This is a genomic window from Bacillus cereus group sp. MS39 (assembly GCF_040448665.1).
Taxonomy (GTDB): domain Bacteria; phylum Bacillota; class Bacilli; order Bacillales; family Bacillaceae_G; genus Bacillus_A; species Bacillus_A wiedmannii.
Window position 1 is genome coordinate 4,497,714 of record NZ_CP123058.1, and the last position, 25,679, is coordinate 4,523,392.

The window sequence follows — 25,679 nt, forward strand, 5'->3', positions numbered from 1 at the left end:
TTTCATTGATAATTTTTCCTTCTAAATATTAAATGAATTTTGCGAATTATAAATCTACTTTTTTCTTATTGTCTATACGTTTATAGATATACTCTACTGTAAAGTATGCAATAACATTGCAAATTAGCAGCAAACCTATAAGTAAAAGTTTATCCTCTAACCGCATAGTAGAAGAAGCCCCAATTAACAACATAAACATAATACATACAGTAAAAGTCAGAATTCTATTTATTGTACGCATATCTTAATTACTCCAGTCTTATATTAATCCCGTTTTTTTGTAAATTTATCATAAAATTTCTCTTGCGCCCACCGTCCGAATTTTAAAAAACATATTAAACCCGCTCCCAAAAGAATGAGAACGATAGTTCCTAACAACTTTTCCCACCAATTGTTGGATGGAGTAATCATTAACCCTATAATAGATACGGATATTACGACATAAACTAAAATATATAATGGTTTATACGATGGTGTTTTCATATCATTTTTTCTCCTCAGGTTTTTCACATTTAAAACTACTTCCCACAGTAACCCCCTCTAAAACAGGAACTGTTATACCAGTTTCTTTTCCAACGCTACCTTTCAAACCTATTGCGCCCAATCACAAGAGTAATTATAGTCGATCTTATATCATTTACACCATAAAGAGCCATATAATATTCAAAAGCTTTCTTATTAAAATCTAGACTTTTTCTCATGTTAATTAAACCACCCTGCTATTGTTCCAATCGTTAAAAGTTTCATAGCTATTTATTCTCCTTTTTTCTAAATTTATCCATAATATTATGAGCAACTATATTCCATAGTAAAGAAAGTACGGTAACAAAAAGTACAGCTAAACAAAAATAAATCCTATCCTTCCATGTATCATGTACAATCATGCCCAGTATAATCATTATTAACGCACCAACACATATAACTATTTTTGAAAATTTTTGCATTCTATTATCTCGATTCCTTCCCAAACTTAAATGAAACCCCTGCGGAATCTATAACCATACCCACCTATTATAATCTTACCTTTGACACTTATATCATAATTACCTAATACAGGTATATAATCAGGTATCTTAATTTTAGTAATTTCCGCTTCATATGTTTGCAATACTATCAACGTTTCAAATGTCCTTTATACATTCCTTATTTAACCCCCAAGTATTAAAATATGAATATTATAAAAATTAACTATCTACTTCCCATCAAAATTATGGTAACCCTATTAAGCCTGGGGTTACTCCTTCTACCTTTGCCCATTCAAACGAGCACTCAACTAACATTTGATTCTTACACTTAATTTTTAATAAACCTTCTTCTTCTATCGTATTTATTTCAAAATAATCAATTATATTTTCTGTCCCTAAACCTTTTATTGTTAAATTATGAATAGTAAAGAAAGATATCTCTACATAAATTACATCCCACTTATTCCATCGCTTTGGCTTGTTTTCAACATTTTCCTTTGTCATCAATTGAATAACTAAAGTCGGACCATCTCTTTTAAGACGCACATCTAATAACTCTGATTCTTCCAACTTTGGTATTTTCCCAAAAATACTAATTAACGCTTGTGGATTTAAAAATTTAAATTGATCAATCATTTTTATACTCCCTATTTATTATTTCTCTTCTCAAAATAATAATGATCCTCCATACCATCTACCTGTCCTGTTCGTGTATTGTATTCAGGTCTTACATTATGATGCGGTGGATGATCTCCAACTCCACCTTCTCCAAACTTATGACCCTCTGAATGATCTTGAATTATAATTTTTTGACCTTTTACTTCATATGTTAATTCTCGAGTTATAATAGGCTGTTGATTATCATTTAATATCCTTTTACCATTACTATCTGTTAATGGTACCATTTTTTTACTAATCGGGTATTGAAATCTAGGTATATTTAATTGTCTTTTAAACTAGCTCCCCTAGATTCATGAGAATTTTTCCCCTCAATCTTCTTAACTTTGAGATAATATTAAAAAGACTTATGCGTAATTCACATAAGTCTTACTTTTGTTACTCATAATTAATTATTATTTGTCTTCGCATTCACATAAGCTAGAAAACATTTCTTAAAATGATGAACCAATAATGCACCACTCTAAAAAAGAGAATTGATATCTATTAAATATAATAATCAGAATTTCCTTCCATTTTCATTAAAAATTCTTCTAAAGAATCCGCTATTTTCTCATCTTCAGAGTAAATAGGACATTGACCTAATTCATTTTCCGGCTTAAATTTAATTGTTAAAAAGCTAATCTCTGATACTTCAAAAAATACTAGTGATTCTTCATCATCGACATCGTCCAAATTAGGATTATATTCATAAATATCTTGTCTTAAACGAAAATCTACAACAGAAAATTGGTCCATGAATCTGTTAATAAGAGTCTTATTAGTCTTTAAAAATCCATAGCCAATTTCCTCATAGAAACGTTTTAGTTCTTTGGGGAATTGCATTTTCAACAAATCTTCTGCTTCTGCTATCTCTTCTTTTGGTAAAGGATAAAAAATAGGTGTTTGATTAGATTTAACACTCTTGTCTGCCACAACATATTCTTTCAAAAAGTTAAACATAATTTTTACTACCTCCTTACTAAAGAAGAGTTGGTTTCAATGCTTCCTCAAGCATTGTATTGAAATCATTATATGTTTCCATTACTGTACCAGATGGTTTATCAAGTTCTAAGTAAGTACCTTCGGATATGTTTTTACAAAACCATGCTATATCTGAATCTCCAAGGAAAAGGTACTCTTGTTGCCACTCATTCTCATACCAAATCTTATTATTTTCTAAAAGTCCATAAACTGTTTCATCTCTTTCTGTTTCTAGTAAAGAAGGGTCAACTCCATAAATTATCAGACCATCAAATTCGAAGCCATTTACAGTTCTAAGAAATTCCTCATACTCATTAGGTAAATCAATATTAAAGCTTTCTTTAACACGTTCTCTTAATCTTTGAACTTCAGTATCTTTTGCTGGTTTATTCAGTTTGAGGTTAAAACTTTTCATTGTTTTTTCAACTTCTAAAAGCGTATCTTTCCACATATAAAAACCTTCTTTCTCAATTTATTCCCCTTTAGGATAAATATTATATTTTGGTATAGGCCAATCTATATCAATACTATCTCCATGAGTTAAGTCTTTAGTTAGTGTTTTTTGTGTATTAGTAATAGCCTTATGATATGGATGATTTTGTACTAAAGTTAAATTTTCAAAGTCATTTGTCCCCCCATCATCTAAGGGGAGGTTATGATGTACTTGCCACCCTGATGGATTTTTTCCTTTTTTCATATTTTCTATTTCAAAATCTGGTATACCCGCTTTCTTAAGTTCAAGAATCTTCTCAGGATTAGTTGCCAAACTGTAAAGGAATTCCTTTTTTACAGTATTTTGAAAAACCTTTCTAAGTTTTGCAGCTTCTTCTCGAGTTCTCTTAGAGTAAGTAATTTCATCAACTTTAACATCTTTAAGAATTACATCTTCTCCATATAATTTACCAACAAAAACGTCACCATCCGTAGTCCTCTTAGTATATTGATAAGGTGATAGCTTATCCTTAGCTGTTTGATAAGTATCAATAAAGCTAGATTTTAAAGAACTTCCCCCAATACCAGCATAAGCAAAACGGTTTCCAATGTTTAAATTAAAATTATTTAATACGTTTATTGCATTTCTATATTTAGCAGAATTAGTTACTCTGGACATACCTTTTGTTAGATTTGCAGTAGTTGCTACCTTCGATACTTTACTTAATCCTTTATCACCAATGAGACCTAGCCCAATTTGAGTTAATGCATAACTTCCCCACTTTGCCCGACTTTCTGCGTCTCCATTTATTACATCATTAATAAATGAATCCGATAATGCATTATACATCGTACTAAGGGTATCAATAGGGTGCAAAGCAGCGTTCCCCATGTTTTCCCACGTTTCCCACTCTCCTAAAGCTTTTATTCCGTCTATTGTATCGCTAACTGCTTGTCCCGTACCATCTACAATACCGTCCCAAATTTTTTCACCAGTAGATTTTTCAGGTAGCTTACCACACATTTCACCTTCTTCAATTGAATTGGCAGCTTGTCTTGCCCTCTCTTCTGTAATTGCTTGAATTGAAGTTGTCCATTCCATATTCAACCCCTGTGTACTAAATGTACCACTTGCAGGACTAAAACCTTTTCCACTTTGTACCTCTGCTAAACCTTGTGCGATACTAGCAGCTAGTTGAAGTGCTGTATCATAATTACTACTAGAAGTATAATTAAATTCATATAGATGTTCTAGTTTTTCTTCATGTTTTTTTCGAACCTGTTTTCACCATATCTTTAATACTATTCTAAATCACCATCCCCTTTTACACCTTCTGTGAAATATTATTCCCTTCTCGAAAAGAAGATCAACCCATTAATACGATCTAGAGGCTTATCAAAAATTTCAAAAAGCCAAAGATTTTGCCGGTATCGAATCTATTAGGACTCACACCATGCGCAAAAGCTTTGGCTATTGGTTCTATAAACAAAAGATGTTGCTATGTTACAAGAAATTTTAAATCACAGCACACTACAAATTACACTTAAATATATTGGTATCAATAAGGAAGAAAAGGATAATGTCCTTGATACACTCCTTATCTAATTTTTAAAAGTAACTTTATTGAAAAATATAACAGTAAATTCAAACTATATATTAAAAAAAGTAAAAGCGGACTCATAAGAGCCAACTTTTACTTTTTATTTTTTAATATATCTTATGAAAGATTTAAAATTAATTCTGCTAAACTATCACAAATAACTTCGAAGCTTCTGCTTTCATAATCTTCTAATTTCACTTGTCCATTTTCATTATCTACAACTACCAAGAGACCATTAAATTCCATACCAATAGGAATATTATTCAGTTGATTATCATGTGCGCCTCGGTATCCTTGTAAAGATACATAAAAATCATGTAGTTCAATTCCTGGTATAACAGGATTTAATTCAACATCATAACCTAAATAATTACCTCCTAAGTCTAAAAACCAATAAGAATTATAATATTCTTTAATTGAATTATGTAATTCTATCCCCAAATCTTTTTCTATATCAGCAAAATCATGAATTATATTTTTCTCTAAAGGTTTCCAGAATACGTACCCCTCTGTATCTGGTTCTCCTTCATAGATAAAAGCCTCTGCTTCTTCTATCCATAAAGATTTTGGCAATGAATTATTACAATCTTGCCACTCTCTAATTATTTTATCAAAACAATTTTTCATTTCATTTTTCATTTTTTTATTTACCGCCTAATGTATGATGTTCAATACATTTCTGAAGCATTTCTACATATCCTGCATCTTTTCCCCCATGCTCCAATCGCTTTTTCTGCGTTATGAATCTCTCCAAAACCAGGATGTAGTGGCAGCGGAACACCAACAGCTTGACCACCACCACCACCAATATGGTGATGAACTAATTTAGTTCCACGTAATCCTGTAAAATCATATTGTGGAAATTCCCCTCTAAATCCTTAAAGATTTAGAGGGGAATTTCCCTATCACATAAGTAATATCATTTCTTATTAAATTTACTGTGTACCAGTTCAAAGAGTTTATTTGCACCAAGTGAAATTGCGCCAATAATAAGAACACCAATAATAAAATAAATCTTTTTAAATAAGTTGTAAGGAGATAAAATAGCAACTACAAGTAGTATTATAATAGAAAATAGCTTTTTGTTTAGAACGGATACTTCTGTCTGCCACAACATATTCTTTCAAAAATGAAACATAATTTTTAATACCTTCTATTAAAGAAGAGTTATTTTTAACGCTTCCTCAAGCATTGTATTAAAATCATTATATGTGTTCATTACCGTACCTGATGGTTTATCAAGTTCTAAATAAGTACCGTCTAATAAGCTCTTACAAAACCACGCAATATTTGAATCGCCAAAGAAAAGATACTCTTTTTGAAATTCATTTTCATACCAAATCTCATTGGTTTCTATAAGCCCGCAAATTGATTCGTCCCTTTCTGTATCTAACAAATAAGAGTCAACTCCATAAAGTACTAGCCCGTTAAAATCTAATCCATTTACAGTTTTAAGAAACTCCTCATATTCACTCGGTAGGTCAACATTAAAACTCTTTTTCATGCGTTCTCTTAATTTCTTAACTTCACTATCTGTTGCTGGTGTATTCAGTTTATCATTAAAACTTTTCTCTATTTTTTCAATTTCTAAAATCAGATTTTTCCACATATAAAAATCCCTTTCTAAGTTTATTTATTCTCCCTTAGGATAGATGTTATGTTTTGGTATAGGCCAGCTTACGTCTACACTATCTCCCTCTTGTAAGTGTCTAGTTAACGTACGTTGTGTATTAGTTATAGCTTTATGATATGGATGATTTTGTATTAATGTTAAATTTCCAAAGTCGTTTGTTCCTCCATCATCTAAAGGAAGGTTATGATGTACTTGCCACCCTTTTGGATTGTTTCCTCTTTTCATCCTTTCTATATCAGCATCTGTTATTCCCGCTTTTTTGAGTTCTTTCAGTTTAACAGGATCATTTACCAATGCATTAAGAAAATCTTTTCTCACACTCCTATCAAATTCCTTCCGAAGTTGTTCAGCTTCTTCTCGAGTTCTCTTAGAGTAAGTAATTTCATCAACTTTAACATCTTTAAGAATTACATCTTCTCCATATAATTTACCAACAAAAACGTCACCATCCATAGTCCTCTTAGTATATTGATAAGGTGATAGCTTATCCTTAGCTGTTTGATAAGTATCAATAAAGCTAGATTTTAAAGAACTTCCCCCAATACCAGCATAAGCAAAACGGTTTCCAATGTTTAAATTAAAATTATTTAATACGTTTATTGCATTTCTATATTTAGCAGAATTAGTTACTCTGGACATACCTTTTGTTAGATTTGCAGTAGTTGCTACCTTCGATACTTTACTTAATCCTTTATCACCAATAAGTCCTAATCCAACTTGTGTTAAAGCATAACTTCCCCATTTAGCACGACTTTCAGCATCTCCATTTATTACATCATTAATAAATGAATCTGACAATACATTATACATCGTACTGAGGGTATCAATAGGGTGCAAAGCAGCGTTCCCCATGTTTTCCCACGTTTCCCAATCTCCTAAAGCTTTTATTCCGTCTATTGTATCGCTAACTGCTTGTCCCGTACCATCTACAATACCGTCCCAAATTTTTTCACCAGTAGATTTTTCAGGTAGCTTCCCACACATTTCACCTTTTTCAATTGAATTGGCAGCTTGTCGTGCCCTCTCTTCTGTAATCGCTTGAATTGAAGTTGTCCACTCCATATTCAACCCTTGCGTACTAAATGTACCACTTGCAGGACTAAAGCCTTTTCCACTTTGTACCTCTGCTAAACCTTGTGCGATACTAGCAGCTAGTTGAAGTGCTGTATCATAATTACTACTAGAAGTATAATTAAATTCATATAGATGTTCTAATTTTTCTTGCAGTTTTTGCCTCATGACAGTAAAAAGATTTACCATAGCGTCCATACCTGGAATTGGCATAGTTTGATTGAGTGCTTCTGTACTTGCTATCATTCGGTCAATTTCCCGAATTTGTTCTAATATTTCTTGTTCAATTACATCTGTGGAAGCGACTTGTGATTGAAATTGACTTGGAAAAGCATCGTTCTGACGAATTAACTCTTCACACAGATAAATGATGCCTTGCGCTAAAGGACGAAAGGTTTGTACAAAAAATGATTTTGCACTGCTATAAGTTTGTCCTTGTAGAACAGTATCAATTGCAAAAGCGTCAATCGACTGAATGGCTTGTTCCATACCTTGAATGGTAGCGGTACATACAGCATTCATGCTTTGAGTTTGGCTTTGTACTTCTCCCAAATACATATTTAAACTCATGCATTGACCTCCCTTGCTAATTGTTGTTGTTGATAGGAAAGATCGTTTTCTAAATCACTAAGGTCTCGTCTTTCTTTAAGCAACGTTTCTTTTTTGTTTTCCAATTCAAATGTGACTTTTCGTTCAATATGTTGTGCATCTTGATACGTATTCATAAAAAACTGAGACATTTCTCTATCACCATGCCAAGTTCCTAAAATTCGATCAAACAAACGACGATTTCGACTTCTACATTCATAAAAATCTGCTTCCGCTTGTTCCTGAGCTTGAATCGCGAATTGATTTCGGTCCTGTTCTTCAAATACATTTCGTAACTTTAGATTTAACTCTTTAATTTTGTTTTCAATATCTCGACCCATCTTTTTCCTCCTACTATTTTACTTTACGTAGGTTGTCACATTAGCGAAAAGTGTTGTGAAGTTCGTTATCCATTCTCTCAAATTCATTAGATACCGAATGAATATTATCAACCGCTTGTTGAAAGGCATCGGAAAATTGTTTCGTCAAGTCTAAAACTTGCTGATTCGCTTCTTGTGCTTTGAAATTAACAGACAACGTTGTACGCGTCGCCTTTGTTATAGAACGACTGGTTGCACTTTGAATCCTATCAGAGGCTGATCCCATTTTCGTAGCAATTTGCGTTGCTGTTTGTAAATTACTTTGAAATTGTCCCATTCTTTCAAACCCTTTCTATAAGTTTTCCAAATGCATCAAAGAAATCTCATTAAATATATATCCCTATCAATATCACTCGCTCTAGGCATGCAATCAAATGAGCCATACACTATAAGCTGTATGGCTCATTTGAAATGCTTGTTATATAGAGTAAAACAATTTTTATTTCAAACCGAAATTACGTGATAATTCTTCATCATGAGAAGCAACAGCCTCTGCAGTTTTATTCAGTTGCATATTAATTTCTTGCAATAGCTGTGCAAAGTTTTGTACTTTTGGCTTTAATTCATTGAACTGTTGGTCAAAACCTTCAAAAGCACGCCCTTCCCATTCTCCTCTTAATTCATTTTGTAGGTTTTGTAGTTGACTTAAAATGTCCTCAATTTGATTTGCACCTTGTCCATATCGAGCCGCTTTCGATTTAAGCTCCTCTGGTGACATGCGAATTTGTCCAGCCATTTTCATTTCCCCTTTAATACATAATGAGCAAAATATAAATTGGTTAATTTTACTAAATATATTATAATATTTTATTATGAATTTTAAAATATTTTATCTTTCTATTGAATATTAGAATATTAATATTCAATTCTAATCATGAAATACTCTACTCTTTCTTGCTTTACAAGATTTTACGCAAAAAAAGACCACCAAAAGGCAGTCTCTCAAAACTCAATCCTATTCCCCACGCCACTCTCCACCGCTTTCTCATACAAATACTTCGCAACGATAATATCCACTACCGCCAAACCAACCGATTTAAAAACAGTAATCTCTTCATCGTTCTCTCTACCAGCTCTTTCACCACTTATAATTTGACCAAGCTCGGCGTAAATGTTGCTTGCCTCAAATAAACCTTCTTGTATCGGAACTTGAAGGTCACCTGTTTCTTCTAGTGCTGCTTCTTTTGATTCGACTACTACTTTGTTTGCGCTTGCGATGGCGTGGGATGGTAGTTCTTGCATGTTCGGTCTGAATGAGCCGACGGCGTTTATGTGGACGCCTTTTTGTAGTTTTTCTGAGAAGACCGGTGTGGATGCGTTCGTAGTTGTGACGATGATGTCTGCTTCGCTTATTGCTTCATTTGCATTTGTGTGAACATAAGCTGGTTTATTGAATCTCTCTTGTATATATTGCGCAAATGCATACGCTTTTTCTTCTGTTCGATTGTATAAAATGACTTTTTCGATATCTCTTACCGCAAATACAGCTTCAGCAATTCCCTTCGCCTGTTCTCCTGTCCCGATTATGCATAAAGTTTTGGCGTTATGACGAGCTAAATGTTTCGTCGCTACTCCTGATAGGGCGCCTGTTCGAATCATTGTTAAGTAGGATCCTTCTAAAAGTGCGAGCGGTTCTCCCGTTTGAAAGTCTGATAGCATCACAATCCCGTTTATCGTTTTCTTTCCTATCTTTTTGTTCTCGGGGACTACTGTTACTACTTTTAAGCCAAGTGCCTCAAGCCCTTCCGCTACGGAAGGCATAATTAATGCCGTATTTTGCTCGTTCGCAAATGGTAATGAGCCGCGAATCGGCGTGATCGTTCTTTCTGCGGAAAATTCTTTTAAAGCAAGCGCCGCGTATTCAATGACTTCGTTCATATTTACTAAGTTTCGTTGTTCGTTCGCGCTTATGACTAGCATATCTTTCCACCTCCTCCTTCTATCCTAACAAAAATCCCCGATTCAAATCATCTCTCGGATCTACAACGAACTGATGAAACCCTGTAATAAATGCATGACCCGTTACTTTCGGAACGACAGCTTCATATGTATCTACCACTGTTACCGACAATACTTCTCCCTCGAATTTCCCGTCAGTAATGCATTCGTGGACGAAAATTCCTCCCTTCTGTAAAGCATCTCTTTCAAAAAGAGTTGCGATTCTTGCGGAAGTTCCCGTGCCACAAGGAGAACGATCTACTTGCCCATCAGCGAAAATTGTTACATTTCGTAAAGTTGCATCTTTTTCTTTCGGTTCATCTGAGAAAATAACGCCGTATATTCCTTTTAAATCTTCTTCCAGTGGGTGCTTTACTTCCATTTGACTCTCAATATAGCGTTTAATTTTACCGCCCCACGTTTGAATAGCAGGTAAATCTTTAAAATCCACTTTTAAACCGAATTCTTTACTATCCACAACAGCGTAAAAAGCCCCGCCAAACGCGATATCTACTTGAAATTCATAGTTATCTATTTTAATAGGAACGTCTTTTTTGTATACAAATGAAGGGACATTCTCAAATGATACGGACTCTACTTCGCTCCCGTTATATTTTGCGTACGCAACCACTTCCCCAGCAGGGCTATCAATAATGAACTTTTGTTTCTCACCTGTCACTTCAAACATACCTGTTTCAATTCCGACTGTAATAACAGCGATAATGCCATGACCACACATCGTACTCCAACCTTCATTATGCATAAATAATACGCCAAAATCAGCGTGAGCACTTGCAGGCGGAGTAATAATACAACCGTACATACCATGATGTCCTCTCGGTTCATACATAAGAACTTCGCGAAGATGGTCCAAATTCTCCATACAGTATGCGCGTCTTTCTAGCTGCGTTTCTCCTTTTATTTCTGGCACGCCACCTGTAATAATTCGAAGCGGTTCCCCAGCTACGTGAGCATCAATTGTCGTGTACACTTTACTAACCTTCATTTCTATCTCTCCCCTATATGTTGATACTATTTTTATTGCAAATATCATGCCAACGCATAGGGTATAAATTTGTATACATTGTAAAAAAAAGCATACACTACTGTCTATTTTTTTATACAGTAGACAGTGAGTGACTCTTAGCCCGCACAAAACAAAAAAGCCATAACGTCACTACTTGAGCAAAGTTATGGTTCCTTTTTAAATTATTTTGCGGGATTTGAGCCAATATCAAATTTATATTTCACTCGGTAATTTTTCCCACTCACTTAAATACATGACATCTTGTTTTACGTTTTTCTTTTCAGGAAGTAAGCATAGAAACTCTAAAGAATTACCGTCAGGATCATAAAAATAAAGATTCGCAGTAGGTGTCCACGTCTGAACCATAGGCTCAGACGGTTCAAGACCGAAAGCAGCTCTTGGTTTTATTCCTTTATTAAGAAGCCATTCTCTTGCATGAATGATTTCTTCATAATTAACCTTGAATGCAAAGTGACTTTTATGGAATTCCTCTTCTGATACCTCCCAAATGCCCAGCATTTGTTCCTTCTTATTATCTTTATCAAACCAAAAGAATGCTACACGTCGTTCTTCAATTGTACGAGCATGAAATAATCCAAGTTTAGTATAAAATTCTTTTGCTACTTCTAAATTTCTTGTTTTAACATGTGTTTCATATAAAGTACCTGGAAACAAAGCATATTCCCCCTTTATATTTTTAGAAATTCTTACTATGAAGCCTATTTTTATAAACTAAAAATAGAAGTGATATCATATTCTTCTTACATGTTTTTCAAATTTGTAGCACTAATGCTGAATAAAAAAGAAAATTCTCTCCCCCCTCCACATATACTGTTCAAAAGCAAAAAGGAAGTGATCTAATGTACTACGGAACAAAAGGCTGGTACGTAGCTGAATTAAAAAAATTAGGTGTGCGCTATCATGAAGGACGAAAACTAGAAAGTTACCGCGGACACGTTTTACGCAATTTATTACTTGTACAACAAGAGAAATTAAAAGAACAGTAATATACTAATGTAACGATATCTACGATTCTCGGAATATATCAGCGATTTTTTAAATTTATCGACGATTCGCCATGGAATATCGACTTACCGACAAATTTCGCTAATTCATCTATCTAAACTACCAACCAATCACACATCAATATCAAACAAAAAAGGTCACCCAAACGGGTGACCTTCCTTTCTTATTCACAAACAAGAATTTGTCTAGTAAATGATCCTTTTCTTGTAACACAGCGATCTGTAATTTCAAATCCTGCTTCATGGATCATGTCGTCCATTGTTTCCATCGTTACAACGACTACCTTTTTAGCGATGCGGCGCGCACTTGAAAGAATAGAGAACTGGTCTTCTGGTGTTGCATGCGTAAATAAGTCGTACGGCATATCGATAATTGCAACATCGTAGTTCTCAGTAATTTCCTCGATTGGACCTTTTGTTACTGTTCCTTCAAACCCGAAATGTGCAATGTTTTTTCTCGTTCCAAGAACTACAAGTGGGTTTATATCTCTACCAACGATGTTAATCCCCATAGAAAGTGCTTCTACTACTACTGTTCCAATACCACAGCACGGGTCAATTGCTCGTACTCCCTCTGGATTTGGTACAGCGATATTTGCAACCGATCTCGCAACACGTGTGCTAAGAGATGTCGAATAACTATGCGGTTTTTTTATGTGATGATACCAAACTGGTTCACTTTCTACATAATGTCCGAAGTACCAGCGTCCTCCAAGAGGAACAATCCCGAATACACGCTCTGGATTACGGACATCCGCTTCTCCTTCAATATGCATGCCGAGGTCTCGTTCAATGAGACGTCTTTCCCCATATTCAATTTTATTTTCTCCAACCAGGTCATTGATTTTAACGAAGATAACTTTAAACGACGCTCCCGCCAAATCAATTTGTTCCACTTGTTTTAAAATACTTTCTAAGTCGTCTCCTTCATACATAACCTCAACGCGCTCTTTAATAAATGCACTTCTACTCGGGTCAATTTTGACATCACTTTTCAAAATATTAACGTGAGACTCCATTCCAAAGAACGAGCGCATTTCCAAATAACATAAAGCACGCTCCTCCTCACGAAATGCATACGTATATATACATGCAGGTGTTGTACTATGATTACTCAATCTATTATCATCCTTTATCGTTTAAAATTATTATGATTACAATTATTCGAATATCTTTTTACGTAAAATTAAATGATATCACATGCCGGAAATAAAGAGAAACCTTTCTAAATCCTTTCACAAATAAAAGAGACTGCCTATTGGCAATCTCTTTATTTTTATTAACAGAAAGAAGTTACATTCTGAACTTGTTCTTCCTAGTAATCTAGCATACCACCATCAGTTGCTTCTCCTAATGTATCATTTGAAATTGTCCTTAACGTATACATTCCCTTCCTCTAAAGGAAGTTTTTTCTGATCAACCCGTTTCGCTTTTCCCGTTTCAAGATCGGTTTGGAAAGTTGAAAAATACCACATTCCTTCTCCATTATCATAATTCCCAATAAGAAACTTCCCTTTATCTAAAGCTTTAAAACAAGTTCCTGCAATACCAAAATCATCTTCATTAATTTTCACTTCGAGCACTTTCCCTTTATGAATGTAAAAAGCTTTCGCTGTTGAAAAATTAGAAGACTCACGTTGCAGTGCTACGAAAAAATCTGGTGTACCTTTACTTACAAATCCATTTTTTCTAGACGTATTAAATACAAACTCTCCAATTTTCGCCTCTTGCAAATATAATGTCGCGCTTGTAGATTGTAAGGCAAGCTGATATTCACCTTTATATATTTGATCCCCTTCTTGTGCACCAACCCAAGGCTCTTTTTGCGTTTCATGTTGTTCATTATTCGAAAAAACATGCAAAGTATACGCTTCTCCCTCAGTAGAATTCATTGAAACAGTGTAGCGACTTTGCACTTGTGGATTTATTTGTGATCCTTGTATTTTTCTACTCTCTTTTTTATTCCCCTCGGTATCCTCTACCTTCGTCACTACTTTTTCATCTGAACCTTCTTGAGCACATCCACTTAACGCTAAACTTACGACGATACTACCCATCAATAATTTCTTCATCTTGCCCCCCTAAATGAAAAGCTGATTAAAAATAATATTTTTAATCAGCCCTCTCTATTTTCTATGAAATTATTCTTCAATTAAATGAGACATTACATATGCATATACTAACGCTTCTGTATGTGCAATCGAACTTTCATGTGTACGCTCAAATGCATGAGAAGAATCAATACCCGCTCCAATTAATGCATGTTTCACATCAAATCCAGCGTGAATCGCAGCTGATGCATCCGATCCATAGTATGGATAAATATCTACTTTATATTCAATATTGTTCGTTTTCGCAAGCTCTACTAAATGTTTACGCAGTGCATAATGATACGGACCGCTAGAGTCTTTTGCACAAATAGATACTGTATATTCGTCAGATGCTTGACCATCACCTAACGCTCCCATATCAACCGCTAAATACTCAACCGTTTCTTCTGGAATGTTAGAGTTACCACCGTATCCAATCTCTTCATTATTAGAAATTAAGAAATGCGTTGTATATGGTAATGTTACGTTTTCGTCTTGTAATCTCTTAATTAATTTTAATAAAATCGCAACACTTACTTTGTCATCTAAATGACGTGATTTTATGTATCCATTCTCTGTAATTTGAACGCGCGGATCGAATGAAACGAAGTCTCCTACTTCAATTCCTAATTCACGTACTTCATCAGCTGAAAAGACACGCTCATCAATACGAACCTCAATATTTTTCTCGTCGCGTTTCGCTTCACCTGCATCTTTATATACATGCACAGATGTTTGATGCATTAAAATCGTTCCTGTATAAGTCTTACCGCTTGATGTTTCAATTTCGCAATATTCCCCCTCTACAGAGTTCCAGCGAAATCCGCCAATCATAGAAAGACTTAGACGACCGTCAGGCTTAATTTCTTTCACCATCGCCCCTAACGTATCAACGTGTGCCGTTAATAAACGGTGCTGTGCATCATTTTTCCCTTTTACCGTTAAAATAAGAGCGCCTTTATTGTTACGCTTCGTTTCTACGTTCCACTCACTTACATAGTTTTCAATAAAACGAATGATTTTCTCTGTATTTCCAGACGGACTCGGAATAGAGACAAGCTCCTTAATAAGTTCCATCGTTTCTTTCGTATGATGTGCCATTGTCGTTTCCTCCTCATTTTCTCTACTATTCAGTATACCGAATTTACTATAAATCCTCTACTCATATAGCTTAATTTTCTAAATTGTATTAAAATTCACTTTAACAAAAAAACATAGCGTTATTCATAAACACTATGCTTTCTATCAAACTATTCTTCTGAAACATCCAACAAATAAATGCCTCTTTCAAATCCACCGCGCTCTATTTCTTTTTGCTTACGAAGACGTTCTACATCTTCAATTGTTGCACCTTCTGCACGCGCTAATGAAATGATCACTTCCAGTGCATCCGCAAGAGAATCTAGCGCATGTTCACGTTCTTTCATAGAAGCAAATTCACGAATTTCTTCCGTTCCAATTTTCGCTAAAGCTTGTATGTATGCTTGTCCTGTTAATTTTTGTGCTGTATATGTTTTTCCAGACATTAAAATCTTCTCTGGAACACGATCTCTTACTAACTTGTTATATGCTGACATCATTCAACCTCCTATATTTAATAACATCCGAGCTCTGCTTTATAGAAAAACCATTTTTTCTTCACGCACGCACTAAGCATATCAATTCCTGATCCATGTGCCCTTACGTGCGGAAAGAAATAGTGCTCTGATTCTTCTTCCTTACTATATAAAGTTTGGTACTCAGCTGGAATTGCTTCTTTTTTCACATCTTTTTCTTTCGTCACCTCGCCAGAAAACGCAACGCTTGGATGTCCTTCAAAAAACAAAGCAGTTCGCACCGCCATAGATGGTGTACTATGTAAAGCATAATATGCTATTACAATCATGCCGATCACACCGATAATTTTCTTCATACATTACTCCTAAAAAAAAAGTGCTAACACAATTATACTAAAATGTGTTAGCACTTTCTCCCCTTTACCTTAAATTAACCGGCAGTAAAACTACCATTAATTCAAATTTCACTTTATTCCCCTTTAAATGCAGGCAAACGTTTTTCTAAAAATGCAGCAATGCCTTCTTTATGATCCGCTGTTTGTCTCATCGCATATTGGCCGCGCTTTTCAAGTTGCAATGTTTGTTCTAAATTAGAACGATTTACTTCACATAAAATTTGCTTCGTTTGAATCATCGCTTTAATCGGCTTTTGTGACCATTCGCTAATTTTTTGCTTCACAGCCGTTTGGAAATCCTCACCGATTACTTCATCAATTAAACCGATATCAAGCGCTTCTGTTGCTGATAATTTCTTTCCTTCCCAAATAATTTGCTTCGTCATATTTTCACCGACGCGCTTTTGAAGGAAGAAATGGCCGCCACCATCTGGAATTAAAGCGATTCCAATAAAGTTCATCGCAATAACGGATGATATATCTGCCATCACATAGTCAGCTGTTAACGCAATACTTAACCCAAGACCAGCAGTAGGTCCATGAATCGCACTAATCACAAGCTTCGGCATCGTATATAAAGTTACAACAACTTCAGAAATAGTATTCATAATACCATCAAACTTGCTTTCATCATTACTTGAAAGCATCGATTTAATATCTCCACCCGCAGAAAAACCGCGGCCGTTCCCGCATAGCACCACAATATGCGCTGAACTCTCCGCAACTTCTTTCAGTTTTTGTAATAGCTCTTTTAACGTTGGTTCATCTAATGCATTTAACACCTCTGGGCGATTGACCATAACCGTTGCAACGTGCCCTTCATATTTCACAATGACAGATTCTGTTTTACTTGTTACTTCCATTATATATACCCCTCTTTTCTACATAAAGATTATACTTATATAATTATAGAAAGCAGGTGAAAAACCCTTCTTTTTTTCTTAATTTTCTGTCTAATAATCTCGTAATTTGTATATAGCCTCGTATAAAACATACCATTCCGTTAAAAAATATAGCAATTAAAGTCGGTTTATCCATACTTTCCATCTATTTACCATTACAATGAAATGGTGTATTCTTAAGTTTGATATAAAAAATCAAATATAGAAATTCATTTTTCTTCCTTCTGAAAAAAGGAATTCTCAAAATTCATATACATTTTTATAATATCACGTTCCTAATCTAGAATGTTACTATAATGCTAAGATTAACAAACTTCAATGACCACAAAACATTGTGATATAAAGATGTTGAATACAATAAAAAAACACTCTCATACGAGGGTGTTTTTTTATATAGCCTCAGCTTTTACAAACTGTAATTTATCTTTCTGCTCATTACTCGCCATCGTTACTAACGTATTTTCAATATGAGCAGGCACTTGTTCTAGCGTCACACTCGCACCTACTTTATCCGATTGCTCAACAAAGTTTAACAATGCCATCGCTCCTGATACATCCATATAGCGCACATCTTTCATACGTAAAACAACTGGAGACTTTACGTCTTGTAAAGTATGAAAAACACGATCCACTGTTAGGAAAGAAAGTGGACCTTTAATTTTATACGTCGCTTCCTTTTCTTTTACAATAGAAGCTTTACGTTCTTTACATTTCACCATGTATATCATGAACGAAAGAATAATACCGAATGCAACAGCGATCATTAAATCAAACTTCACTGTGACAACCATCGTTACAAGCATAACAATGACATCACCTTTTGGTGCTACATGCATTTTCTTCATGCTTTCCCAATCAAACATGCCAATACCAGTTAAAATTAAAATACCTGATAATACAGCAAGCGGAATGTATTGTACGACCGATCCAAGTCCCATAATGAAAATAAATAATATAACACTATGCATACATGCCGAAAGCGCTGTTTTACCACCGCTTCTTATATTAACGATAGATCGTACAGTCGCCCCTGCCCCTGCTAATCCGCCAAACAACCCGCTCATCATATTACCGATACCTTGTCCGACCAGTTCTTTATTACTTTTATGACGTGTACCCGTCACATTATCCATTACGACCGATGTTAACAACGAGTCAATCGATCCTAATAAAGCAATACTAAGCGCTGGTAAAATAAGTTCTGCGATGCCTGTTCCACTTAAAGATGGAATATGAAGCGTCGGCATCGCTTCTGGAATCGTCCCAATCTTCTCAATCATCTTATTTAATGATAAGTTTCCGATAATCGGCAACTTCACTGTAAGCCCTTCTAACGCAGAAGAAAATAAAGGAAGCAAAGCCGTCACACCAACTAATGCAACTAAACTAGATGGAATGGCTTTAATCCATTTTCCAGAAACAATCATTACAATAATCGTTAATACTACGAGTAGAAAACTATTTTGCACATGCTTTATTTCACCTAAAATAATAATTAATGCGATACCGTTCATAAATCCTGAAACGACAGGATACGGAATATATCGCACGTAAGAGCCAAGCTTACATACACCGAATAAAATTTGAAACAGTCCCGCCATCATAAAGGCTATAAAACTCGCCTCTAACCCGTGCGTCGCAATTACCCCTGTCGCAATTACCGTAATCGGTCCAGTTGGCCCGGTAACCTGCCCCGGTGTCCCGCCAAATAAAGCCGCAAATAAACCTGCAAAAATCGCACCATACAATCCGACTAGTGCTCCCTCAGACGTTCCTGTTGCAGCAATACCAAATGCAATGGCAAGTGGCAACGCAACAATCGCAACAGTAAAACCTGCTAAACATTCCTTTGCTATTTTTTGAAACATATAATAACCACCTTCATATAAAGTGAAACTTTAATCAGTGGGTGTGTTCCTCCCCCACTGATTATTAGTTGAACCAATCGGGCTTTTACGGGCAGTTGATCTCCCACCTAACTTCCTCGCATTCGTCGAAATTTAAGGTGGGAATCTTACTGCCCGTTAATGCGGGATTAAGTCCACGTTCCATTGTACACCTAAAAGAATATATTCGTTAGCCCACTTTTTACAGTATCGTGACGTAAACGCATTCAATTATAAGCATCTCCTTACCTTTGGAAACTATTATAACTATGTTATAATGAACAAATTAAATCTTTTATTATATATTTGGAGGCACTATGCTAACTTTTGAAGAAAAATTATCGATTATTGAATCTTTCCCTGAATTAGAAAGAAAAAACGTATCATTAAAACGCGTGAACTTTCACTTTGAAGAAAGTCGTTTAGATAAAAAGAACGTTGTTTATCACTTACATCCAAATGGAAACGGCTTTGTATATGCAAACTTCATTAAAGGTTATAAAACAGATGATAAAGGCATGATTAACATCCGTGAGTTTTCAGAAGAAGAACTGCGTTCATTAATTGAAAAAGTAATTGAACGTCTATCACAGGAGCCAGAAGAAATTGTTACACCAATGGAACCTGCTGCAGAAGAAGAATGGAAGAACGAAGACGGTCACATCCTAACTCTTATTCAAGAGGATGATATGTGGAACGTGTACGCCGGTGTAAACTTAGACGGTACATTCAACTCTTATCCAGAAGCTGCGGAATACCTTGATGAAGAAGGATTTTCACGTAAGTAATACGATTTAAGGAGGCCGTCCCATTTTTTAGGGATGGTCTCTCTTATTAATAAGTAGACTTTTTGGATCGTCCCCCTAAATTTATAGCATCAAAACTTCTTATTCTCACTATCCCCTATCAAAATTTGAATTTGACAACTATACGTCTCCGCATTAAAAATATCACTAACTAACTCCACTTCAATAAAACTCTCTACTTCTATATTATTTTCTTTTATGTATTTAATTATGGTATTTCGACGTTCTTCCTCATTTTCTTTACTATACGCTAACGTTATATATTTTCCGCTCGGTAATACTTGTATATTTTGTATTTCTTCCATATGTACATCATCTCGTACTTTATTAAAAACATACTTCGGTTCTACATCCCAATTTGCATTTACGTTGTAGAGAATCCCCATCTCCATTTCCATCTTCTCTTCATAATCTTGCACGATTTTCTCTAAATCGGAATAATACAGTAACTCCTGTAAACTCCCTACTTCTTTACAAGGCGCAACAACGACATAACGCTGTTCAAAAAATTCAATAGATATTTCATCATTCTTTAATATTTCCTGTGAACTCACTACTTTCGCATGTAAGTCATCAATCGTTTCCATTACCTCTTTCATTTTCTTTATATGCTCTTCCGCTTCTTCTCTCTTCAATTGTAAAAATCGTAGCAATTTATCCGTATTACATTCCTTAAAAATCTCTTGGAGCTCTACTATGCTGGTGTTCAACTCTCTACAGCTTTTTATAATATCAATGTGAATAAATTGATCTATAGAATAATATCTATACCCCGTTGATTCATCAACATGTTTTGGAATAAGAATCCCCATCTTATGATAGTATCTTAGCGCTTTTATCGTAATATCCTTTATTTTTGCAACTTCTCCAATAGAAAATAATTTTTTCATTTGCATCTCTTCCCTTATATTTTTTTCGTATGCAACTATTGACTCTCCCCTAAGAGGAGACCTTACTATTTATAATAAGTCATTTACATTGATAAAGGGAGTATACAATTATGAACACAGTAAACTATAGAAATCTTGTTAAAGAAGACTATGAGCCTATAAAACATTTAATTGGTGAAGCATTTGGGTTTAACAAATTCATTGCCGATAAAAAATTTTTAAACTCAATATTAAACTTTTATCTACACAATTGTATTTTAGAAAGTTCCTTCAGTAAAGTAGCTGAAAAAGATAATAAAGTGATCGGTGTCATTTTAGGCGATTCTGAAAAAGATAAAAACCGTTTAAAGAGATTCCATAATACCGTTAGCTTTGCCTTTCATACGCTAAAGCTATTCATAACGAATAAAGAGAATAGAGAATTTTTAAAAGCATTTATACAAGTACAAAAAACCTATAAAGAACTCATTCAAGGAAAAGAAGATCAATTTCAAGGCTGTATACAATTATTTATCGTATCCGAAGAATCGAGAGGTCTTGGAGTTGGGAAGTCTTTACTAAGTCATTTATTCCAATACATGAAAAAAGAAGATGTAACATCTTTATATTTATATACAGATAATGAATGCAACTATGAATTTTATGACAGACAAAACTTCCAGCGCATACAAGAAAAAGCAGTTAATTTTGGACCAAAAGAAGAAGATTTCAACGTATTTTTGTACCGCTATAACTTTAACTAATCGTAATATATACACTTCAGCGCTCTTTGCTAATTAGCAAAGAGCTATATTAAGTATGATCAAATAAAAAACTTCCGCTATTATTCGTTCAAGTCAATTCAAATAGAGGGAACTCACTTTAAAAGGAGCGCACAACATGGAATGGATTCACGAGTTATTTCAGCAATATGGATATTATGTAGTACTTGTCGGTTTACTTTTAGAATATATTGCGCTTCCGTTTCCAGGAGAGCCTACATTAGCCTATGCAGGATTTTTATCACACCAAGGTGATTTGAGCCTACCAATTTTAATTATGTTATCTTTTATTGGGACAAGTGTAGGTATGACATTCCAATACTTTTTAGGAAATAAACTAGGCATGCCCTTCATTCAGAAGTACGGAAAATATGTATTTTTAACACAAAAAAAAATTGATGTAACAAAAATGTGGTTCGATACATACGGCTACTTTCTAATCTTTATCGCCTTTTTCATCCCAGGCGTCCGTCATTTCACAGGATACTTTGCAGGAATTATTAACTTACCATTTCGCCGTTTTGCGATGACAATTTATTCAGGGGCTCTATTTTGGGTATCCTTCTTCTTAATCGGTGGTTATTGGTTAGGTGAAAATTTAGAAGAGATCTTCCAAATACTTGGGCAACACATATGGAAAATTCTCTTCGGTATAATTATCATTACACTACTCACCCGATTTCGTAAAAATATAAAGCATATGATTTTAAAACGTATTAATTAAAACAATACTTAATAAGTAAAGTTCTGCTTAGCTACGTACGAAAATAAAAAAGCGAAGACCTATAGTCTCCGCTTTTTTTACATGCATTTTGTTTCCAAACGAACTCTCATGTTCATTAGTTTTTCTGACGTCTAAACAACATCGCTCCGAAAAGTAATAAGAACATACCTGCCATAACAGAAGTAGCTTCTGTTGATACTCCACCTGTTTGAGGAAGAAGTTTTGATTTCTTATTATTTTCTTCACTCGATGATACCTCAGATTTATTTTGTACTTCTACTTTACTGTGTACCTCTTGCTTGTTTTGTACTTCTACTTTTTCTTGTACTTTTTCTTGTACTTTTTCTTGTACTTTTTCTTCTTCTGGTGTTACATGAATTTCCGGCTTCTCCGTAACTTCTGGCTTCTCTAACTCTTTTTGCTCTTCTGTCACCTTTGGCGTTTCCGGTTTTTCTTCTTTTATTTCTTCTGTTGTTTCTTCTTCAACTTTTTCTTCTTCTGGTGTTACATGAATTTCCGGCTTCTCCGTAACTTCTGGCTTCTCTAACTCTTTTTGCTCTTCTGTTACTTTTGGTGTTTCCGGTTTTTCTTCTTTTATTTCTTCTGTTGTTTCTTCTTCAACTTTTTCTTCTTCTGGTTTTACATGAATTTCCGGCTTCTCCGTAACTTCTGGCTTCTCCAGCTCTTTCGGCTCTTCTGTCACTTTTGGTGTTTCCGGTTTTTCTTCTTTTATTTCTTCTATTGTTTCTTCTTCAACTTGCTCTTCTTCTGGTTTTACATGAATTTCCGGCTTCTCCGTAACTTCTGGCTTCTCTAACTCTTTTTGCTCTTCTGTTACCTTTGGTGTTTCCGGCTTTTCTTCTTTTATTTCTTCTGTTGTTCCTTCTTCAACTTGCTCTTCCTCTGGTTTTACATGAATTTCCGGCTTCTCCGTAACTTCTGGCTTCTCTAACTCTTTTTGCTCTTCTGTTACTTTTGGTGTTTCCGGTTTTTCTTCTTTTATTTCTTCTGTTGTTTCTTCTTCAACTTTTTCTTCTTCAACTTTTTCTTCTTCTGGTTTTACATGAATTTCCGGCTTCTCCGTAACTTCTGGCTTCTCCAGCTCTTTCGGCTCTTCTGTCACTTTTGGTGTTTCCGGTTTTTCTTCTTTTATTTCTTCTATTGTTTCTTCTTCAACTTGCTCTTCTTCTGGTTTTACATGAATTTCCGGCTTCTCCGTAACTTCTGGCTTCTCTAGCTCTTTCGGCTCTTCTGTTACTTTTGGTTCTTCCGGTTTTTCTTCTTTTATTTCTTCTGTTGTTTCTTCTTCAACTTTTTCTTCTTCTGGTTTTACATGAATTTCCGGCTTCTCCGTAACTTCTGGCTTCTCTAACTCTTTTTGCTCTTCTGTCACTTTTGGTGTTTCCGGTTTTTCTTCTTTTATTTCTTCTATTATCTCTTCTTCAACTTGCTCTTCTTCTGGTTTCACATGAATTTCCGGCTTCTCCGTAACTTCTGGCTTCTCTAACTCTTTCGGCTCTTCTGTTACATTTGGTGTTTCTGGGGTAGTTGGAGCTTCCAGTTCTTCTATCAATTCTTCTTTACCTTGTTCTTCTACTTCTGTTACTTCGTGGATTTTTATATTTGTAATATCATATCCGTTAACTTTCGATTGATATCCTGATACTGGTTGTTCTTTCACTTCATACGTATAAGCTTTTCCGGCATTATCAACTGCTGGTAACTTTCCAAACTCATATTTCCAATCATTTGCTGCCGTAACTTCTTTCGTTGTAATGACTTTACCATTTTGTAGTAAATCTACTTTAATCGTTTTTGGGCGATCGTTTACTTTGTCGCCTTCCCACGTTTTCGTTCCTGCAACAGATATAGTTTTCAACTTATTTGGAACCATAAGTTTTATTCCGTTTGTAGCATCCTTCTTAATTGTAAAAGGAGTTTTTGCTTGTGAATCAAACTCTACATAGTTCGGGGCAGAAATTTCTTGTACGTAATAATTACCTGGAGCAAGGTTTGGCGCTTCAACTATTCCGTCTTGATTTGTTGTATAGGAATCACCAATTTGCTGACCTGACTCTGTAAACAATTTAAAAGAAACACCTGGAATAAACTTATTCTCGTCTCCTTCAATATGTTTAACAATCTGCAACGTTCCTTTCGCAGGTAAAACCCCTTCAGCCCCGCCGCCAAACGATATATTTTCAACCTTTACACTATTAGATTCAGAAATAGGTTTCTCATATAAAATTTGATAATCAAGCTTGTAGTCATTCTGTAGATGTTTCAACTTTTTCCCGCTATCAGTAATCGTTGATGTATAGAAAATAGTAAACGACGTAGCGTTCGCCATATGTCTATAAATTACAACTTCAAATGAGTTATCACTTGTAAGCTTAATGTATCCATAACCTCGGTCTTGAAATTGTTTAAGAGACAAATACTCTTTATTATTGATAGTAATAGTAAAACTATCTTTATTTAGCGTTTGTCCTTCTTGTAACGTATCTTTTAAAACGATATTGTCATGTAAATATTGTTTCTTTAAATTTATATTTAAAAACCAACGCACTTCATTACTTTTGTCTGGCTGAATATCACCAGACTTATAGAAAAAGATCCCCGGTTCTGTACCCTCTCCTTTTGGATGCGTAATACTTACCGTTTGTTTTTCTAAATCTGTCCCTAAATTCGTTTGTACATCTTTCGTCTTTCCTGCTTCAACATTCGTACCTTGAACAGTGAAATTAAAGTTCCCTCTAATATTCTCAAGCTTCTCTACCGTATCATTAAATGTACAAACTACATTATTTGCATTAATTTGGCACGTGCCAAAAACACGCCCTGCCTCATCCTTTAACGCAATTGTGCCACTATAACCTTTTAATTCTGGAGGAAGTGCTAACGTTAATGTATCCCCAGACTTCATCTTCTTTCCGGGTTTTTCACTAAAGTTTACATGTATCGTAGTCTTTTCTCCATAACTTAATTTCGTCTTTTCAAATGCAAAACTATCAACAAATCCTGTTGCGTTTAATTCTTGAGCATGCCCTATGATGGGCGTAAAAACTTGTCCAATGATAACAGTAAAAATAAAACAAATTACAGATATTCTTTTTAAATATGTACTCATAAAACCTCCAATGTTAATTGTTAAACTTTTTAGCTGTGAGATCTATTCCACCCAAAATACCCCTTAAACTAAGGGGGTACGGACTAAAGATTATTTGCAGCATCAAACCATCGTTAGTTCTACAACATAAAGTAATAAACAATACAATTCATTCACTATATTGTGTTCATTCCTACTTTTTTTCGGGCAGCCAACAATAAATACTATTCCTAATAAAAACACATTACAAGACTGTTCA

28 protein-coding genes and 3 pseudogenes are annotated in these 25,679 nt (G+C 34.8%); 5 read left to right on the top strand and 26 right to left on the bottom strand.

Translation table 11 applies throughout. The features are described from left to right. Nucleotides 1–264 precede the first annotated feature (264 nt). The 6 genes and pseudogenes from QEP67_RS23345 to QEP67_RS23370 all read right to left on the bottom strand — a co-directional run. Entirely contained in the window at nt 265–483 is a 219-nt protein-coding gene (locus QEP67_RS23345; protein ID WP_000856866.1) for a hypothetical protein, read from the bottom strand. A 725-nt stretch (nt 484–1,208) separates the two neighbouring features. Further along, complete coding sequence (locus QEP67_RS23350) at nt 1,209–1,601, bottom strand: immunity 50 family protein (RefSeq protein WP_000566923.1); 393 nt, start codon at nt 1,599–1,601, stop codon at nt 1,209–1,211. Nucleotides 1,602–1,612: 11 nt separating this feature from the next. Continuing rightward, entirely contained in the window at nt 1,613–1,870 is a 258-nt protein-coding gene (locus QEP67_RS23355; RefSeq protein WP_000249015.1) for an HNH/endonuclease VII fold putative polymorphic toxin, read from the bottom strand. A 259-nt stretch (nt 1,871–2,129) separates the two neighbouring features. Next, a complete protein-coding gene (locus QEP67_RS23360; RefSeq protein WP_353706449.1) occupies nt 2,130–2,585 on the bottom strand; it encodes an SMI1/KNR4 family protein in 456 nt (151 codons plus the stop codon). 19 nt (nt 2,586–2,604) lie between these two features. Then, nucleotides 2,605–3,057, bottom strand: coding sequence for a YrhA family protein (locus QEP67_RS23365; RefSeq protein ID WP_000265347.1), 453 nt, complete (start codon nt 3,055–3,057; stop codon nt 2,605–2,607). A 21-nt stretch (nt 3,058–3,078) separates the two neighbouring features. Beyond that, a pseudogene (locus tag QEP67_RS23370) lies at nt 3,079–4,317 on the bottom strand (HNH endonuclease signature motif containing protein); the annotation flags it as partial. Between the two features lie 65 nt (nt 4,318–4,382). Between QEP67_RS23370 and QEP67_RS23375 the strand changes: the two are divergent. Beyond that, nucleotides 4,383–4,644, top strand: a pseudogene (locus QEP67_RS23375) (tyrosine-type recombinase/integrase); the annotation flags it as partial. Nucleotides 4,645–4,756: 112 nt separating this feature from the next. Here QEP67_RS23375 and QEP67_RS23380 read toward each other — a convergent pair. From QEP67_RS23380 to QEP67_RS23430, 11 genes and pseudogenes are all read right to left on the bottom strand, one after another. Next, entirely contained in the window at nt 4,757–5,278 is a 522-nt protein-coding gene (locus QEP67_RS23380; RefSeq protein ID WP_000787241.1) for a SecY-interacting protein Syd, read from the bottom strand. Between the two features lie 29 nt (nt 5,279–5,307). After that, nucleotides 5,308–5,454, bottom strand: a pseudogene (locus QEP67_RS23385) (hypothetical protein); the annotation flags it as partial. A gap of 104 nt (nt 5,455–5,558) precedes the next feature. Then, the gene (locus tag QEP67_RS23390) at nt 5,559–5,756 is read right to left on the bottom strand and encodes a hypothetical protein (RefSeq protein WP_000964632.1); all 198 of its coding nucleotides are present in this window, start codon (nt 5,754–5,756) and stop codon (nt 5,559–5,561) included. Between the two features lie 39 nt (nt 5,757–5,795). Further along, the gene (locus QEP67_RS23395) at nt 5,796–6,248 is read right to left on the bottom strand and encodes a YrhA family protein (RefSeq protein WP_000265785.1); all 453 of its coding nucleotides are present in this window, start codon (nt 6,246–6,248) and stop codon (nt 5,796–5,798) included. Nucleotides 6,249–6,272: 24 nt separating this feature from the next. After that, nucleotides 6,273–7,913, bottom strand: a complete 1,641-nt coding sequence (locus QEP67_RS23400) for a T7SS effector LXG polymorphic toxin (protein ID WP_048566937.1) — start codon at nt 7,911–7,913, stop codon at nt 6,273–6,275. Beyond that, complete coding sequence (locus QEP67_RS23405; protein ID WP_000532191.1) at nt 7,910–8,272, bottom strand: DUF3958 family protein; 363 nt, start codon at nt 8,270–8,272, stop codon at nt 7,910–7,912. The genes QEP67_RS23400 and QEP67_RS23405 overlap by 4 nt, the downstream gene beginning before the upstream one ends. Before the next feature lie 40 nt (nt 8,273–8,312). Continuing rightward, entirely contained in the window at nt 8,313–8,588 is a 276-nt protein-coding gene (locus QEP67_RS23410) for a TIGR04197 family type VII secretion effector (RefSeq protein WP_000529668.1), read from the bottom strand. 162 nt (nt 8,589–8,750) lie between these two features. Continuing rightward, entirely contained in the window at nt 8,751–9,047 is a 297-nt protein-coding gene (locus QEP67_RS23415) for a WXG100 family type VII secretion target (RefSeq protein WP_000918588.1), read from the bottom strand. Between the two features lie 206 nt (nt 9,048–9,253). Continuing rightward, nucleotides 9,254–10,231, bottom strand: a complete 978-nt coding sequence (locus QEP67_RS23420) for an ornithine cyclodeaminase family protein (RefSeq protein WP_000960313.1) — start codon at nt 10,229–10,231, stop codon at nt 9,254–9,256. Nucleotides 10,232–10,250: 19 nt separating this feature from the next. Continuing rightward, on the bottom strand, nt 10,251–11,303 hold the full coding sequence (locus tag QEP67_RS23425; RefSeq protein ID WP_096001673.1) for a proline racemase family protein: 1,053 nt from the start codon (nt 11,301–11,303) through the stop codon (nt 10,251–10,253). A 186-nt stretch (nt 11,304–11,489) separates the two neighbouring features. Beyond that, on the bottom strand, nt 11,490–11,951 hold the full coding sequence (locus tag QEP67_RS23430) for a VOC family protein (protein WP_000483913.1): 462 nt from the start codon (nt 11,949–11,951) through the stop codon (nt 11,490–11,492). A gap of 185 nt (nt 11,952–12,136) precedes the next feature. On the opposite strand from QEP67_RS23430, the gene QEP67_RS23435 reads away from it, so the two are divergent. Then, on the top strand, nt 12,137–12,283 hold the full coding sequence (locus tag QEP67_RS23435) for a YflJ family protein (RefSeq protein ID WP_000291377.1): 147 nt from the start codon (nt 12,137–12,139) through the stop codon (nt 12,281–12,283). Between the two features lie 182 nt (nt 12,284–12,465). Here the strand turns inward: QEP67_RS23435 and QEP67_RS23440 are convergent, their stop codons facing one another. The 7 genes from QEP67_RS23440 to QEP67_RS23470 all read right to left on the bottom strand — a co-directional run bounded on the left by QEP67_RS23440 (nt 12,466) and on the right by QEP67_RS23470 (nt 19,112). After that, complete coding sequence (locus tag QEP67_RS23440) at nt 12,466–13,419, bottom strand: methyltransferase domain-containing protein (RefSeq protein ID WP_000065005.1); 954 nt, start codon at nt 13,417–13,419, stop codon at nt 12,466–12,468. 240 nt (nt 13,420–13,659) lie between these two features. Next, a complete protein-coding gene (locus QEP67_RS23445; RefSeq protein ID WP_000735154.1) occupies nt 13,660–14,373 on the bottom strand; it encodes a hypothetical protein in 714 nt (237 codons plus the stop codon). A gap of 69 nt (nt 14,374–14,442) precedes the next feature. Continuing rightward, the gene (locus QEP67_RS23450; RefSeq protein WP_048566933.1) at nt 14,443–15,492 is read right to left on the bottom strand and encodes a M42 family metallopeptidase; all 1,050 of its coding nucleotides are present in this window, start codon (nt 15,490–15,492) and stop codon (nt 14,443–14,445) included. A 149-nt stretch (nt 15,493–15,641) separates the two neighbouring features. After that, nucleotides 15,642–15,968, bottom strand: coding sequence for a nucleoside triphosphate pyrophosphohydrolase (locus QEP67_RS23455; protein WP_001277353.1), 327 nt, complete (start codon nt 15,966–15,968; stop codon nt 15,642–15,644). A 17-nt stretch (nt 15,969–15,985) separates the two neighbouring features. Next, entirely contained in the window at nt 15,986–16,303 is a 318-nt protein-coding gene (locus tag QEP67_RS23460; RefSeq protein ID WP_000720146.1) for a hypothetical protein, read from the bottom strand. A gap of 113 nt (nt 16,304–16,416) precedes the next feature. Beyond that, on the bottom strand, nt 16,417–17,205 hold the full coding sequence (locus QEP67_RS23465; protein WP_000454176.1) for an enoyl-CoA hydratase: 789 nt from the start codon (nt 17,203–17,205) through the stop codon (nt 16,417–16,419). Nucleotides 17,206–17,633: 428 nt separating this feature from the next. Next, nucleotides 17,634–19,112, bottom strand: coding sequence for a SulP family inorganic anion transporter (locus QEP67_RS23470; protein WP_000486647.1), 1,479 nt, complete (start codon nt 19,110–19,112; stop codon nt 17,634–17,636). A gap of 335 nt (nt 19,113–19,447) precedes the next feature. Between QEP67_RS23470 and QEP67_RS23475 the strand changes: the two genes are divergently transcribed. After that, entirely contained in the window at nt 19,448–19,918 is a 471-nt protein-coding gene (locus tag QEP67_RS23475) for a hypothetical protein (RefSeq protein WP_000955002.1), read from the top strand. Nucleotides 19,919–20,007: 89 nt separating this feature from the next. Here QEP67_RS23475 and QEP67_RS23480 read toward each other — a convergent pair whose 3' ends face one another. Then, nucleotides 20,008–20,826, bottom strand: a complete 819-nt coding sequence (locus QEP67_RS23480) for a helix-turn-helix domain-containing protein (protein ID WP_071743471.1) — start codon at nt 20,824–20,826, stop codon at nt 20,008–20,010. Between the two features lie 110 nt (nt 20,827–20,936). On the opposite strand from QEP67_RS23480, the gene QEP67_RS23485 reads away from it, so the two are divergent. Beyond that, on the top strand, nt 20,937–21,569 hold the full coding sequence (locus tag QEP67_RS23485; RefSeq protein WP_064472778.1) for a GNAT family N-acetyltransferase: 633 nt from the start codon (nt 20,937–20,939) through the stop codon (nt 21,567–21,569). Between the two features lie 136 nt (nt 21,570–21,705). Beyond that, entirely contained in the window at nt 21,706–22,311 is a 606-nt protein-coding gene (locus QEP67_RS23490) for a DedA family protein (protein WP_151035288.1), read from the top strand. A 115-nt stretch (nt 22,312–22,426) separates the two neighbouring features. Here QEP67_RS23490 and QEP67_RS23495 read toward each other — a convergent pair whose 3' ends face one another. After that, nucleotides 22,427–25,441 (bottom strand): Cna B-type domain-containing protein, encoded by a 3,015-nt coding sequence (locus QEP67_RS23495; protein ID WP_353706450.1) that lies wholly within the window; start codon nt 25,439–25,441, stop codon nt 22,427–22,429. Nucleotides 25,442–25,679: the final 238 nt, after the last annotated feature.